Source organism: Hyphomicrobium sp. (assembly GCF_041659645.1).
Taxonomy (GTDB): Bacteria; Pseudomonadota; Alphaproteobacteria; order Rhizobiales; family Hyphomicrobiaceae; genus Hyphomicrobium_B.
Genome location: NZ_JBAZXX010000003.1, coordinates 275,213 through 289,399, shown reverse-complemented (window position 1 = coordinate 289,399; position 14,187 = coordinate 275,213). Strand labels below are relative to the sequence as shown.

Annotated in this window: 12 protein-coding genes; 5 read left to right on the top strand and 7 right to left on the bottom strand. The window is 59.4% G+C overall.

Annotated features, from left to right (window positions below; translation table 11 throughout):
- From WC811_RS11250 to WC811_RS11230, 5 genes are all read right to left on the bottom strand, one after another.
- Nucleotides 1-360: a rod-binding protein gene (locus tag WC811_RS11250; RefSeq protein ID WP_372644466.1), complete on the bottom strand. Its 360-nt coding sequence runs from the start codon at nucleotides 358-360 to the stop codon at nucleotides 1-3.
- Nucleotides 361-392: 32 nt separating this feature from the next.
- Nucleotides 393-809 carry a hypothetical protein gene (locus WC811_RS11245; RefSeq protein WP_372644464.1) on the bottom strand — a complete coding sequence of 139 codons (417 nt, stop codon included), beginning with the start codon at nucleotides 807-809 and terminating at the stop codon, nucleotides 393-395.
- The gene (locus WC811_RS11240; RefSeq protein WP_372644462.1) at nucleotides 802-1,566 is read right to left on the bottom strand and encodes a flagellar biosynthetic protein FliR; all 765 of its coding nucleotides are present in this window, start codon (nucleotides 1,564-1,566) and stop codon (nucleotides 802-804) included. The genes WC811_RS11245 and WC811_RS11240 overlap by 8 nt, the downstream gene beginning before the upstream one ends.
- The gene (gene flhA, locus WC811_RS11235) at nucleotides 1,563-3,659 is read right to left on the bottom strand and encodes a flagellar biosynthesis protein FlhA (protein WP_372644460.1); all 2,097 of its coding nucleotides are present in this window, start codon (nucleotides 3,657-3,659) and stop codon (nucleotides 1,563-1,565) included. The genes WC811_RS11240 and flhA overlap by 4 nt, the downstream gene beginning before the upstream one ends.
- A gap of 182 nt (nucleotides 3,660-3,841) precedes the next feature.
- Nucleotides 3,842-5,260: a UDP-glucose/GDP-mannose dehydrogenase family protein gene (locus WC811_RS11230; RefSeq protein ID WP_372644458.1), complete on the bottom strand. Its 1,419-nt coding sequence runs from the start codon at nucleotides 5,258-5,260 to the stop codon at nucleotides 3,842-3,844.
- 517 nt (nucleotides 5,261-5,777) lie between these two features.
- Here WC811_RS11230 and WC811_RS11225 point away from each other — a divergent pair.
- The 3 genes from WC811_RS11225 to WC811_RS11215 all read left to right on the top strand — a co-directional run bounded on the left by WC811_RS11225 (nucleotide 5,778) and on the right by WC811_RS11215 (nucleotide 8,053).
- Entirely contained in the window at nucleotides 5,778-6,005 is a 228-nt protein-coding gene (locus WC811_RS11225; RefSeq protein WP_372644456.1) for a hypothetical protein, read from the top strand.
- Between the two features lie 420 nt (nucleotides 6,006-6,425).
- A complete protein-coding gene (locus WC811_RS11220; RefSeq protein WP_372644454.1) occupies nucleotides 6,426-6,689 on the top strand; it encodes a hypothetical protein in 264 nt (87 codons plus the stop codon).
- Nucleotides 6,690-6,871: 182 nt separating this feature from the next.
- Nucleotides 6,872-8,053, top strand: coding sequence for a ceramide glucosyltransferase (locus WC811_RS11215; protein ID WP_372644451.1), 1,182 nt, complete (start codon nucleotides 6,872-6,874; stop codon nucleotides 8,051-8,053).
- A gap of 39 nt (nucleotides 8,054-8,092) precedes the next feature.
- On the opposite strand, the gene WC811_RS11210 is transcribed toward WC811_RS11215, so the two are convergent.
- Nucleotides 8,093-9,931 (bottom strand): alkaline phosphatase family protein, encoded by a 1,839-nt coding sequence (locus WC811_RS11210; protein ID WP_372644449.1) that lies wholly within the window; start codon nucleotides 9,929-9,931, stop codon nucleotides 8,093-8,095.
- Nucleotides 9,932-10,008: 77 nt separating this feature from the next.
- A complete protein-coding gene (locus WC811_RS11205) occupies nucleotides 10,009-11,682 on the bottom strand; it encodes a CorA family divalent cation transporter (protein WP_372644447.1) in 1,674 nt (557 codons plus the stop codon).
- Nucleotides 11,683-12,091: 409 nt separating this feature from the next.
- Here WC811_RS11205 and WC811_RS11200 point away from each other — a divergent pair, with 409 nt between their 5' ends.
- Both WC811_RS11200 and WC811_RS11195 read left to right on the top strand, forming a co-directional pair.
- Nucleotides 12,092-12,808, top strand: a complete 717-nt coding sequence (locus WC811_RS11200; protein ID WP_372644445.1) for a type 1 glutamine amidotransferase — start codon at nucleotides 12,092-12,094, stop codon at nucleotides 12,806-12,808.
- Between the two features lie 446 nt (nucleotides 12,809-13,254).
- Nucleotides 13,255-14,178: an ABC transporter substrate-binding protein gene (locus tag WC811_RS11195; RefSeq protein ID WP_372645761.1), complete on the top strand. Its 924-nt coding sequence runs from the start codon at nucleotides 13,255-13,257 to the stop codon at nucleotides 14,176-14,178.
- The last annotated feature ends 9 nt before the right edge of the window (nucleotides 14,179-14,187 follow it).

The following is a 14,187-nucleotide window of genomic DNA, read 5'->3' as shown; positions in this document are numbered from 1 at the left end:
TTATCCTTTGGAACCGTCAGGTTCATGTTTCATGATGATTTGAGCAATTCCGATCGTGCCGGACTTCGACAGTGTCGTTGCCATGTTGTCCGCGAGCATCGAACGCCACACGGAACCGGCGGTGCCTTCGCCGAACAGTGCTGCGGAATCTTTCGGCAGGTATTCTTCGAGCATCTGCCGGAGGTATAGCGCTTCGAACTGCTGTCCGACGTCCTTGATCTTTTTCTGCCGCCCATCGCCGATTTGCACCTGCGAAGCGGATTGCGCGGCGTTGCCGTTGCCGGACGGCGTCGCCTGCACGTTCTGTCGGGCGGCCCACATGGCCTGATCGGCGGCGGTAATCGATGGTATGATCGGCATATGGCGTTTCGTTGCGGGATGAAGTGACGGTATCAGGTTGAACGAACAGACTTACACCGGCCTTGCGCGGCCAGAGATTGCTGGAATTCAAGCAACGCTTCGAGGTCCTTCTGCTCAGCCTTGCGCCCCTCATCCGCCTTTACGTCGGCCAGCAGAGCAGACGCCCCGTGCGTGCGCCCTGCCGCTTGCGCGTAGCGTTGGATCGCGCCTTCCTGCTCCTTCGCCAGGCGGCCTAGGCGGCGGTCCATGCTGCCGATACTGCGCGACATAAGATCCAGGAACGGTTCGGTTTCCGCGGTTGGATTTGCGAGCCGCGTCAAAAGCTCGTCCTGGGCTGCCCGCAGCTCGCCAATTTGCCGTGTCAACTCGCCGACTTTCGCTCTTTCGGTGGTCTCGAGGTTATGAAAGAGATCGACGAGCCTGCGAATTTTCTTCGACGATCTAGCCATGCTGACCCAAGTTTTGAATCGCCTGCGTGACGAGCGAGGAAAAGATCTCGAGAACCGATTTATCGATCTGCAACAGAATGAGCAGCCCTCCGAGCACGACGAAGGGCGTCGATACGAAATAGATCGGGATCTGGGGAACCATTTTGTTCAGAAAGCCAAATGCGAGATTGATCATGATCGAATAAACGACGAGCGCGGCGCTGAGCTGTGCGGTCAACTTGAATGCCGAATCGAAGTTCGTGACGATCAATTGCATGTTCGGCGGCGCGGCGATCGCCGTTCCGACCTTGAGGCTTTCATACGACCTTTGCAGCATGCGAATGACGTTGATGTGCTGATCGGTGATGAAGAACAGCGCGATAGCCGGCGCGTTTATTAATGAAGCGTAGGGCGAGGACGGATCGTTGTTGTCGATCGCGTGCGAGAAAATGGAACCGTAGCCGGCGAAATTTGCCATGGCGGTGGCGGCGAACTCGAGCGCCAGGAAGAGAATACGGACGAGAAAGCCCAGAAGAATGCCGGTGAGAGATTCGATGACGATAATCGATAGCAAGTTGCTCGAAGTTTCGCCGGACTCGGGGCGCACCTCGTCGTAAACGAGCGGCGTCAGAACCAGCGCGACGGCGACTGCGGCGAAGAGGCGAAGTTGAACCGGAATTCGCTCACTCGAAATGCCCGGCAGAACCATGAAGCAAGCGCCGACCCTGCAGAATACGATGAACGGAACGAGCAGTGTTTCATGCGTGATCTCGTTCATGAAACCGAGCCGAGAGATTGAATCTGAACCCCGCGGCTGATTTCGAGGTGTGAGAGAACGGGCAGCGTTCCGTAAAGGCGCTCGGTCACCGTGTGAACGTAGGGCCGTGTTTCGGCCGCCGTTACGAGAACGAATTGGTGCCCTGCATCCATCAGCGGCTGCACGGCGCGCGCGAGATCCGCTCCAAACTGCTCGATAAGGCGTGGCTCGATGTCGAATTCGACGACCTCGCCCTTCCCATCGCGCTTCAGCGCTTGGTGGAACGCAAGTTCCCAGCGGTTTCCGAGTCGAATGACTTTGAGGTAATTGCCCTCGCTGAGATCGCCGCAAATCTGCGTTGAAAGGCGCATGCGGACGTGCTCGGAAATCTGCTCGGCCTTGCGTGTAAACGGCGCGATTTCCGCGACCGCTTCGAGGATAAGATGCAAATTCCGGATCGAGATGCGCTCCGCGAGAAGCATTTTCAGAACGCTTTGCAGCCCGGAATAGGAAATCTGCGACGGACAGATTTCGTCCAGCAGCTTGCGATATTCCGGATCGAGCCGTTCGAGCAGCGCCCGGAGATCGCGGTAGGAAAAGAGCTGCGCTAAGCTATTGCGGATGACCTCGGCGACGTGCGTGAGCAGCACTGAAGTATTTTCGACGGGCACGAAGCCGTCGCGCTTCAACGCATTGGTGAAGATGTCAGGAATCCAGAGGGCCTTCATGCCGAACGCCGGCTCGCGTGTCTCATCGCCCGGCGCCTCAGGCTTCGGTCCGTCGCCGACGACGACGAGCACGTCTCCGAGCCGTAGCTCGGCGGTTGCAACGACCGTACCGTGAACCTTGATTTGATAGCTTTTCGTCGGAACAGAAAGGTCTTCCGTAAGCCGGATTTCCGGAACCACGAACCCGTATTGCTTCGCGAACTTACGCCGCATCTTTGCAACGCGCTGCGGCAGATCGCTGGTCGGCCGCATTAGCACGGTCGAAATTTGCTTGCCGAAGCAGATCTCGATTTCCGTGGTCTTGAGCTGATCGCGAATGGATTGGCGCGATTGTTCTTCGGCTGACGGAGCCTGTGTTGCGGTATTGGCGAGTTCCGCCGCATGTTCTCCTTCGGCCTTCTGGCGCAGAAGTCCGAAGCTCGTGAAGGTAAGAATGCCGCCGATCGCCGCGAAGGGAAGAAGCGGTAGGCCAGGAGCGAGCGCAAGCAGGGACATGACGCCGCCCGTGACCAACAGGGCGCGCGGATAATTGCCAAGCTGGGCGACGATGACGCCTTCCGTCGATCCGTGCGTCCCGCCCTTCGAGACCAGAAGACCAGCTGCGAGCGCGACGATAAGAGCGGGCATCTGCGTCACGAGGCCGTCGCCGATCGACAGCTTCACGAAGGTGTCGACCGCGTGGTCGAACGGCATGTCGTGCTGAGTCACGCCGATGATGATGCCGCCGAAAATATTGACGGCTGTAATGATCAGACCGGCGATGGCGTCACCGCGAACGAACTTCGAAGCGCCGTCCATGGCGCCAAAAAACTGGCTTTCTTCCTCGAGGTCCCGTCGGCGGCGAATGGCTTCCTTCTCGTCGATCGATCCCGACGACAGATCGGCGTCGACGGCCATCTGTTTTCCGGGCAGCGAATCGAGCGTGAAGCGTGCGCCGACTTCCGCGATGCGCGTCGCGCCCTTCGTGATGACGACGAAGTTGACCGTCACGAGGATAATGAAAACGATGATGCCGATGACGAAGTTGCCGCCCATGACGAACTCGGCGAAGCCCGCAATGACGTGACCGGCAGCCGTCGGACCTTCCGCGCCCTGCGATAGAATAAGGCGCGTCGTCGCCACGTTGAGCGATAGCCGCAACAGCGTCGCGATCAGCAGGATCGTTGGAAATGCCGAGAACTCAAGCGGCCGGCGTATCCACAGCGCAACCATGAGGATGATGATCGATAGGGCAATCGAGAGCGCGAGCCCGAGGTCCATCATGAAGGCGGGCAGCGGCAGGAAGAGAATGGTGAGGATGCCGATGACGCCGATAGCCAAACCGGCGTCGCGTTGACCCAGACCGAGATCGATGCCGCCGCCAGCAATGGTTTTCGTCGCTGCCATGAAAAAGTGACTCCTCGCGCTTTGGCCGCGAGCTTCCTATTCGAAGCTTGCGCGAGGTCGTCATCGTGGCATGGGCGACGGAGAAAAATACCGGGGCCAGGAAATTCGTGGCACGTCAACGTGATGGCCTAGCAACCGCGGCGAGGGCCATCTGCAACACGAAGCGGGACGAATGCGGCCGGCTATTTTGCGGCTTGTGCCGAATGCAGGTCTGCCGGCGTTGCGTGGCCGTTCTGTTCGAACGTCGAAGGCCCGACGTTGCCCCTGCCGATACCCGAGTAGCTGAAGCCAAGATCGCGAGCGGCGTCCGCATCCACCGCATTTCTAAGGTCGACGATGGTCTTTCCAGCCATGCGGGCCTTTATATCCGCGAGATTGAGCGCCCGGAACTCGTTCCACTCGGTAACGACAACCAGGACGTCGGCGCCTTCTGCGGCTTCATTGGCGTTGTCACACCATGTGATGTCAGGAAGCAAAGGCTCCGCCTGGCGCCGGCCTTGCGGATCGCATGCACGGATCGTCGCCCCGCGTTCCTGCAGCATCGGCACGATGACGAGACTCGGGGCGTCGCGCATGTCGTCGGTGTTGGGTTTAAAGGTCAGGCCCAGCACGGCAATCGTCTTGTTGCGAACAGACCCGCCCGCCGCGTCTATCACCCGGATGGCCATGGCGAGTTTACGTTCATGATTGACGCGCTCGACCTGCTCGATGATCGACACCGGCGACTTGGCTTCGCGCGCCGTGCGGATGAGGGCCGAAACGTCTTTCGGGAAGCAAGATCCGCCGTAACCTGGGCCGGGGTGAAGAAACTTGTCGCCGATGCGCCGGTCCTTGCCGATGGCCGCAGCAACCTCCTGCACGTCCGCCCCGAGGCTCTCGCAGAGATCCGCGACTTCATTGATGAAGCTGATCTTCAAGGCGAGGAAAGCGTTCGCCGCGTATTTCGCGAGTTCGGCCGATTCACGCTCGACGAACATCACCGGCGAGCCACGCAGCGCCAGCGGTTTATAAAGACGACCCATCACCTCACGCGCGCGCTCGTCGTCCGTGCCGACGAGAACACGGTCGGGATGGGTGAAATCCTGGATGGCGGATCCTTCGCGGAGGAATTCCGGGTTCGAGCAGATGGCGACATCGGCGTCTGGCCGTTTCGCCTTCAGTCGCCGTTCGATCTCGCGACTCGTGCCGACCGGCACCGTCGACTTCGTTGTCACGACGGTAAAGTCTCGAAGATGGGGCGCCGCTTCCTCGACGGCCGTGTACACATACGAAAGATCGGCATATCCGTCCCCGCGCCGCATCGGTGTGCCGACCGCGAGAAAGACGACATCGGCATCGGCGACGGCCGGGCCGAGATTATCGCTGAACAGAAGGCGTCCGGCCTTGATGTTGCGTTCCAAAAGATCATCGAGACCGGGCTCGTAGATCGGTGAACGCCCTGCCTTCAAGTCCGCCAGGCGATCCGGATCCTTGTCGACGCAGGTCACGGTCCAGCCGAAATCAGAAAAACATGCGGCCGAGACGAGCCCGACATATCCGGCCCCAATCATGCAAATCTTCATGGTCTCTATCCCTCGTATTTGGCGGGTAGGATATCCCATCAAACCGCGGACACCGCCAGCCTATAATCCAAATCTCAAAGCCCGGCTTGTCGAGATTTGAAATGCCTAACAACTTCAGCTTTTTAGCGCCAGATCTCGCGATTGGCAAAGTGGCATGAAGTGCTGGTCGAATGGCGCGGCAAATCGAGCTTCCGGACCGCTCCGTCGCCCATGAGGGTCGGTTCTAAGCAATGAAGTTCTTCTTATTTGATCCGGACCGCCAATCGAGGCTTTGATGGTCCTCGTCGGCACAATGTCGTGCCGCCCGCGGTGATTTAGATGAGACTTGCGCCGCGTCATCAAACGCTAAGCTCCACGATGCACTCGTGGGCTCCGCAAAGGAGACCGCTATGACCCATAAGATCTCAAATCTTCTTTTTCCTCGCGACATAATGAGCGGCGTCTCTCGGATGCGGTCTTGTTGTTGCTGCTGCTAACAAACGCAGCTTAGACCCACCCTTTTCCCGCTCACATATTGAATATCAGAGGATGCCGGCAGCAGCCGGCAAAAGAAGACATGTCCAAATCATACGTTATCGAGGTCGGTGACGAGCAGGCCGGGCTTATCATTCGCGACGTCGGCGAACGCGACTATCTCTTTCATGCTGCCCTTGACGACTACCGCGCGCTCGAAGGTCGCCGCTTCGCGAATGCGTTTCTCGCCGAGCGAGCGGCGGCATCGCATGCGTCAAGCCGGCGCCGTCGTCGAAGGGCGAGTGCCGAGAGGGAGGTCTTCGCGGCATGACCGACCACAGATACCGCCCCACTGCGGCAAAGCGCGACGCGGGGCCAAGCACGGAACGGCCGTCTGCTGAAGTGAGGCGGCCGCACTTGACTGTCGTCGCCTCACGCAACGAACCATCACCGGAGCCGCATCCAGAACTCGCGCCGATCGGTCCTTCGTCGGAGTTCTAGGAAGCCTTCGAAGACTAAGCCCACGCGCGCTTTTTCCCTCCCTGGACCCGCTCGTATCTTCGCGCGAGCCGGTACTAAGACCGGCAGTTCAAAAGACTGCCGGTCTCCTTTTTAGGGCGCACAGCAAAGGGCCGCGACGAGAAGTCTTTGGACAGGTCCCCTCGCTGACGCCGTCATTGACTGGTATCAATCCCGATCCCTGGGCCGCCGTGTTAGCTGGCGCAGGCGCACACCGAAGCGAGGGATTTTCATGGACAACCATTTCTGGCCTTCGATGTATCCGGGCCTGATCGTCGGCATTCTCTATGGCCTGTCGATCAGAGGGGTTTTCAATACGGCCGTCGCGACCCTCGGCGGACTGATCGGCGCGGCCATCGCCTATGAAATTCTCACGACGGCCAATCTGAACGACGGCCTGCCAGGCGTCGCCGGCCTCATCGCGGCGGCCTTAGCCGGTGCGTACCTGTTGACGAACGGCGTGCGGCGCTTCGCGAGTGCTCCTCCGAAATCGTGACGCCACAGTTCGCAAGCACCGTTTTTTGACGATCGTTCACGTCATCAAGTGTGGAAGACCCCCTACTTTACCACACGTTTGGCCTCATTTTTGTTGGGTGTCGCAAAGCTGTCGTGCAACCGTCGTCGATATTTCATTGAATCCTGAAATGCAGCGGTTTCACTCTTGTCGACGGAGGAGCTATGGCCGATCTTGTCACGACGGCGGCTCTTGTCTTCTGCATCTTGGCGGCGTCCACGCATCTCGTAACGGTCGCCCTGGCTCTCTATCGCGTTCTGACGCCGAAAACCCGCGCGCGAGGGTTGAGCATCGAACCGGTCAGCATCGTGCGGCCGGTCTGCGGAGCCGATCATTTCACCGAAATGACGCTGCGTTCGACCTTTGAACTCGACCAATCCGGATACGAGATCATTTTCTGCGCCGCCCGCGACGACGATTCAGCGGTCCCTCTCGTCCGCAAGCTCATGGCCGTCTACCCCAATATCGAGGCGCGCCTACTGATCGGCGATGAGCGGCCGACGAGCAATCCGAAGCTCAACAACATCGTCAAGGGTTGGGCGGCCGCGCGCCATCGGTGGATCGTTCTGGCGGACGACAACGTCCTTATGCCGGCCGATTATCTCGACGATCTCTTCCGCAGCTTCGAGCCCGGCGTCGGCCTTGTCTGCTCGCCCCCCGTCGGCAGTCATCCGATCGGATTTTGGGCGGAGCTTGAGTGCGCCTTTCTCAACACGTATCAGGCGCGCTGGCAAAGCGCCGCCGATACGATCGGCTTCGGGTTTGCCCAGGGCAAGTCGATGCTGTGGCGTCGCGACGTTCTCGATGCCGCTGGCGGCATCGAAGCGCTGGGCGCCGAGATTGCGGAAGATGCGGCCGCGACGAAGATCGTGCGGGCCCATGGCCTTGACGTCCGCCTCGTCGACCGCCCGTTCGAGCAGCCCCTGGGTCCGAGGTCCATGACCCAAGTTTGGGACCGGCAGGTGCGCTGGGCGAGGCTGCGCCGTGCGACCTTCCCAATCTTTTACGCGCCCGAGATTCTCACCGGTTTCTCTCTGCCCGCAGCTGCGGCCGTCGTCGCGGCGACCGGCTTCGATTTCGACCCGCCGCAGGCAGTCTTCGGGTTGCTCACGGTCTGGTTCGGAGCGGAAGTGCTGTTGGCGCGCGCCGCGGGCTGGCATCTGCGCTGGTACTCGCCATTCGCCTGGATGCTGCGCGACGCCCTGTTGCCGGTTCTTTGGGTCGAAGGCTGGGCCGGAAATACATTTGTCTGGCGCGGCAACGATATGAGCGTCGCAAAGGGCGACGAAGACGGCACGATACCGGGATCGAGCCGTGAACTCGCGGTCACCAGTAAAATTCTCTGATCGCCATCCGCGCGCACGGACGGCCAATAATTTTGAGATCTATTTCTTCGGATCGACGATCTCCGCTGGCGGTTCGAGGCCGACGGTCCGGCCTTCGAAGCCCGCCGCGTCGAAATATTTCGTGTCGCCCGAGACCTGATAATTCAAGATCGTCCGAAGTCCCGACGGCGAAGCCTCCGACGCGAGCGTCTTGTGTTCCCATTGCGGCATCGCCCCGTTCGGGAAAGCCTCGATGAGAGGGCGGCCGACGAGCTTGCCGTGGCTCTCCGGCAGAAGCCCGAGGATGGCCGTAATCGTCTTGCCGATATCAGCATTGCTCGCCGGGGCCGCGTCGACGAAGCCTTGTTTAAAGTCCGGTCCGAACGCCGCCATGAAGTTCGCGGTATCGCCACGGTTGAAGCTTCCGTGCATGCCCTGGCCCTGCTGCAAGCCCGTATCTGCAACCTCGACGGCGCATGTCGTCGGCTCCGAGCACCCGGTCGAAAAACTCTTGAAGTTTACGACGATCGATGGACGCAACATCTGCGCCGCGCCTTTGAGATTGATTGCGCTCAGGGGCAGCGTTCCGGCGAAGCTGCCGAGGTCGTCCTCGACGAAAATACCGCTCACGTAGTCTTGCGCCATCAGCGCATCGATCGTCTTCTGCGTCAGTCCGCGGTCGCCGCTCGGAATATAGATCAAGTCCGAACCGCCATTCGCAGCGACGATCACTTTCGGTGCGCTCGCATCTTCGCCGATGTAGCCGTTGGCGTCGACCGGGTGCTGGCCGCTTTCAACTTTCGCATTGCTGTTGTCGGGATCGTAAAGCGGCAAGCCCAAGGCTTTCGCGATGTCGATGGCGAGAAATCCGGGCGGCAGCAATGTCGGCGGAACATTCGGATAAGCTTCCTTTGCCGCGTCGCTCGTCTGGCTTTGCTTCGAGATCGTCGAGAAGCCGTGATCCGAGGAAATGATAATATTCGTCGTATCCGCAAGCCCGAGCTGATCAAGCGTCCGTCGGATGGTCGCCAGATTGGAATCGGCGTTGCGAATACCGGCCATCGACGTCGGACCGTTGATGCCGGGTTCGAGCCTAAGGAAGCTGTCGCCCTGATTGTGTTGCGTTCCGTCGGGATCGCGCGACCAGAATACGGCGACGAACGGCTTTCCGTCCGCCTTGAATTTCGGCAGCACGATCCGCGTCAGAGCCGCTGCAAAGTAGCTTTGCTGGACGACGTTGGCATCTTTCGTCCCGGGCGTTTTGAAGTCGCCGTGATCCTTGTTGGTCAACCGGCTCGGCGCCTCGGTCGGCAGGCCCTCGGCCTTGAGGCCGTCGCTTACCCAAGGGGCAAGCGGAATCCCGACTGGGGTTCCCGTTGCATCGTCGATGATGACGCTTTCGCCGCCGCCACGGGACGTGTGGTCGAAGACGAGCGTCGGGCCGAGCTTGCCGATCGCGGCGGTATTAAAGCCCGAGCGGTGAGCGACATGAAGGATCGTCTCTTCGTCAATGAAGTTGCCCGAAAAGTGATCGTCGATATCACCGATAATGCCGTCGTTCTCGATGAATGAGAGGCGCGCCGAAGCTGCCGTCCGGATCGGAAAGCCCGCATAGAGTACGTTTCCGAACACGCCGGTATCGCCGAGGTAATGCCCCGTTGCCATCCCGCTGGAGTTCGGCATCGTGAACGTTGGGAACAGCGAATGGCTATTGACGAAGTTGACGCCCTTGTCGCGGATTTCCGCGAACGTCGGCGCGGTTTCCGGCGTCACGAGGTGATGGCGCAAGCCATCGGGGATGAAGAGGATGATGTTGTGCCTCGGCGCATCCGCAAAGGCTGGCGTGGCGCCGAGGAAGACGGCAACGCACGCGCCCGTAAGAAGCTGCTTCAGCATCATGATGTCCCCGTTGAGTGAGAAACGCGATCTAGGGTTCGCGTAGACCATTTAAGCGACGTTTTGCCGACATCGCAGGTTCAAAGTTTTGGGTTGCGGCGAAACCGGGGAAACCAGCGGGCTGTGCCGTCGGAAAGCGACTCCATCATATCCGACAACGATTGCGACTTGGCGATCGTGATGAGCGTCAGGACAATGGTCGGTACAAGCACGGCGGTGAACGCCACAAGGCGCCACGGCGTCGATTGGTTCGCCCAGTCGAGCAGGTTCATGCCAAGGAAGCCGGTGACGGTCGTGCCGACGAGACCGAGCGTCGTAACGACGGTCAGTCGCGTGACCGTATCGCTCTGACGGCGCATCGCCTCGTTTTCCAGGAACTCGCTCATCTCCTGAATTTCTTGCCGGATGTCTTCGTAGAGCCGGTCGACGTCCAGATGCCTCCGGCAGAGCGCGAATATATCGTGCGCCTGCGTCTGATTGCTGACCGAGTGGAACCAGTAGCGGTGCGTGAATCGCAGAAACGTCTGGAGAGCCCGTCGCGACGCGGCTCGGAACGCAAGTATGGCGCTCTTGTTGTGAGCGTCCAGCCGGCTCATCGCCCCCGTCAGATGATCGGAGAACATCAGAAGCGTTGCCTTGTGAAAGTGCGCGATCAGAAACACGAGAAAATGTTCGTGCCGGAAGCTGTTGAGGCACCCGTGATTGGCATCGACGAAGAACGGATTGTCCGCGCTGCCGGTCACGACGAGCGCGTGCCCGCACGACATATAGCGGCTTTGTGGCCATTCGATCTCGTTGTGCTGGCCGAAGTACCGATCATAGCAATACCGCTCTTCGAAATCTTCGAGGTGGCGCTGCGAGAACGGCAGCTCGGAGCAGTCGCCCGGCCCTGATGCGAATGCGAGACGGACATAGTCGGCGCGCGTCAGCTCGCTGCCGGCCTTCACCGCGATCAGCGCCATCTGCGGCATGCGATAGTATTCGAGCTGCTTGTAGCGGAGCTGGCCAGCCTGATCGGAATGATGTGGCACCAACGGGTGGAGCAGATACTGCCAATGTGCAGCGACCCGCGCCGCGCGCTTGATGCAAACCTGCGCCAGGAATCTCTCGCGGTCTTCATAGTCTGAAGCCGCAAGAATATCGCCACTTTCCGAGAGAAATTCGACTTTCACCGGGCAATGCCCGGCTATGCCCGTCTTCTCCCAATAAGCAGGATGCGTGCGCCCGAGACGGAACATCACGTCCTGCACATCGGCGAGGCTGATGTCATTGGAACTGAGTTCGAGCGCCAGGATCGCGACGTCTATCTCCAAAAAGAAATAGAGGTCGATATGCATGACCTTCAGCTCGACAGGCGCCGCATCGGGTGTCAGCACCGCGCGTAACGCCGCGACGTCGGTCCGCCGGAACGCACGAACCGGACTTTCCGACGAACCCGGGCCAGCCGATTTGTCGCCGCTGCCATAGAGAAAGCGCTGCACGGGCGGCAGGAAGGTCACGAATTCATTGTAGTGGCGTTCCTGAAAATCCTTGGGATCGCCCGTGAACTCATCGTCGATCACCTTCCACGGATTATCCGGTCCAAGCTTGGCGAGGATCGCTGCGAAATCGTGATGGACGGGGTCCGGGTTGGGTGGGACGAGCTCTACCGGCCAGAGCAGGATCTGCCGGAATTGTCCGATACGCGTATCCGGCGACGCACGCGGCGCGATCTCGAGCGCGGACGGATTTTCAGAGCGGACTTCATCGAGCATGAGAGCCTCGGATTGCTATGGAATTGCACTCGCCAGCTCTTTTTCGAGCCGTGTCTCTTTCGAGAAAGCCTTGAACGGAAGAGTGATCAGTTCTTTTCGGGCTCGGACGGCGATCGCTCGTCGACGATCCTCACAGGCGCCCCCGCTCGAAGCGCCTCTCAGCATTGCTGATGTCTATGACAGTTATGCGACGCCACTGAAATCATTGAAAAATCGCGCCTTCTGCGGATAATCTCAGAGCGGTATGGCGATCAAACTAAACAGCAAAATCTACGCGCTTATGACGGTCAATCATGAGTCTTCGAAGCGCGCGACGGCGCACAGACAGGAAATTTTTTTTCCTAACAGTGCATAGTGCTTCCGCGTATGGTGACGAAGACGCGTCAACGAATAGAGGGAATAGAGCGGCGTGCGCTTTCTCGTTTTTCAGCACATAGCGTGCGAGCATCCTGGCATCTTCCGCAAGTTCTTCGCCGCCGATGGCATCACGTGGGACGCCGTCGAGCTGGACGAAGGCGCGGCCATACCGACGCTCGAGAACTATGACGCGCTCTGGGTCATGGGCGGCCCGATGGACGTCTGGGACATCGAGGAATGCCCCTGGCTCGTAGACGAGAAACGCGCCATCCGCCGTTGGGTGCGCGATCTCGAAAAGCCGTTCATGGGCTTGTGCCTCGGCCATCAGCTATTGGCGGATGCATTAGGTGGAACCTGTGGACCGCAGCGCCCGCCGGAAATCGGCATTCATGATGTGGCATTGACCTCGGCCGCCGCCGCGGACCCTGTCTTCGGCGGACTGCCGAAGGCGTTCAAAGCCGTTCAATGGCATTCGGTGCGCGTCGCGCAGCCGCCCGAGGGCGCCGTCGTTCTTGCGACATCGGATGTGTGCCCGTGCCAGGCGATGCGGGTCGGCAAGAGCGCCTGGAGCATGCAGTATCACGTCGAGATCGAGGACAACACGATCTCCGACTGGGGAAATATTCCAGCTTACGCCGAAGCTTTGGAGCGTACCCACGGACCAGGAGCGCTGCCGCGCATGGCCGAAGCCGCCAAGCCGCACACGGCAAATTTCGCTGCCGATGCTGAAACCCTTTATCGCAATTTCATGCGCGCGATCCGGCCTTAGTTTGTCGCGATTGATCCGCTGCGAATGCGTGAAAGCGCGCATCCCGCGCGGAATGCTACGCGGCTCTCGGCTTTTTATTGCGAGGGGATGGGGGCTTAGCAATCCCGCGAGGGCGTTTCGCAGCTGCGTGTCCCAATCGGAAATCATGGCGTTGCGCGCGCCGAAAACACGCTCTATCGACCCGCGTGGATCGCGCTGCACTGCAAATTTATATGAAACATTTATTCGCTGGTATGCTGCTTATATTTGCGCCAGCTGCCCTGAATTTGGCCTTGAACGTCGTATGGCTTCGGTAGCATAATTAAAAAATTATCACTCACAGGAAAGTCTAGTCGTACCGATTTCGATAGTTCGACCTCAACAAACGACCTCAACAAAGTTGGCTTGGAGGCTAACCTATGTACCATGCCGTCAAACGAGTTTTGGCCGGCGGAACCTGCGCTGCGATGCTATCGCTCGCAAGTTTCGGCCCTGCCATGGCGGGCGCTCCTGAATCTACCGACCCCATCAAGATTGCGTTGTTCGATTGGACGAGCGTCAATCTCAACGCCAAGATCCTTGGCGGCATTCTCACGAAGCTCGGCTACAACGTTGAGTATCCGACGGCCGACTATCTTTCGAGCCTCACAACCGGATTGACGAACGGCGATATCGATATCGGCGTCGAATACTGGGATACGACCGCACGCGAAGCCATGAAGGCGTCCGACGCGACGGGCCAGACGGAACGGCTCGGCGAACTCGGCCCCAAGGCTAAGGAGGAGTGGTGGTTTCCGGAATACATGAAGGAAAAGTGCCCGGGCCTGCCTGACTGGAAGGCCCTGAAAGATCCGAAGTGCGCCGCAGCCTTCTCGACGCCCGACACGGCGCCGAAGGGCCGCTATCTCGGTGGCCCCGTCACCTGGGAAGGCTTTGATGACGAGCGCGTCGAAGCGCTTGGTCTGCCCTTCGTCGTCGTTCACGCCGGAACGGACGGTGCAATGTTCGCCGAACTCGATTCGGCTTATCAGCGCAAAGCTCCAATTCTGCTTTGGATTTATTCGCCGCACTGGGCTCCGGCCAAATACAAGGGCGAGTGGATTCAATTCCCGGAATACGAACCGGCCTGCTACACGGACCCGAAATGGGGCATCAATCCGGACAAGAAATACGATTGCGGCAAGCCGCACGGCGAGATCTGGAAATACTCCTGGAAGGGTCTGAAGGATAAATGGCCGATAGCGTATAAGGTCGCGAAAGCTTACAACATCGACACCGCCGAATTGAACAAGATGTCGGGCGAAGTCGATCTCGAAAGCAAGTCGATGGACGATGTCGCTGCGGCTTGGATCGCCGCCAACGAAGCGAAGTGGAAGGAATGGGCGAAGTAAGAAACAGGT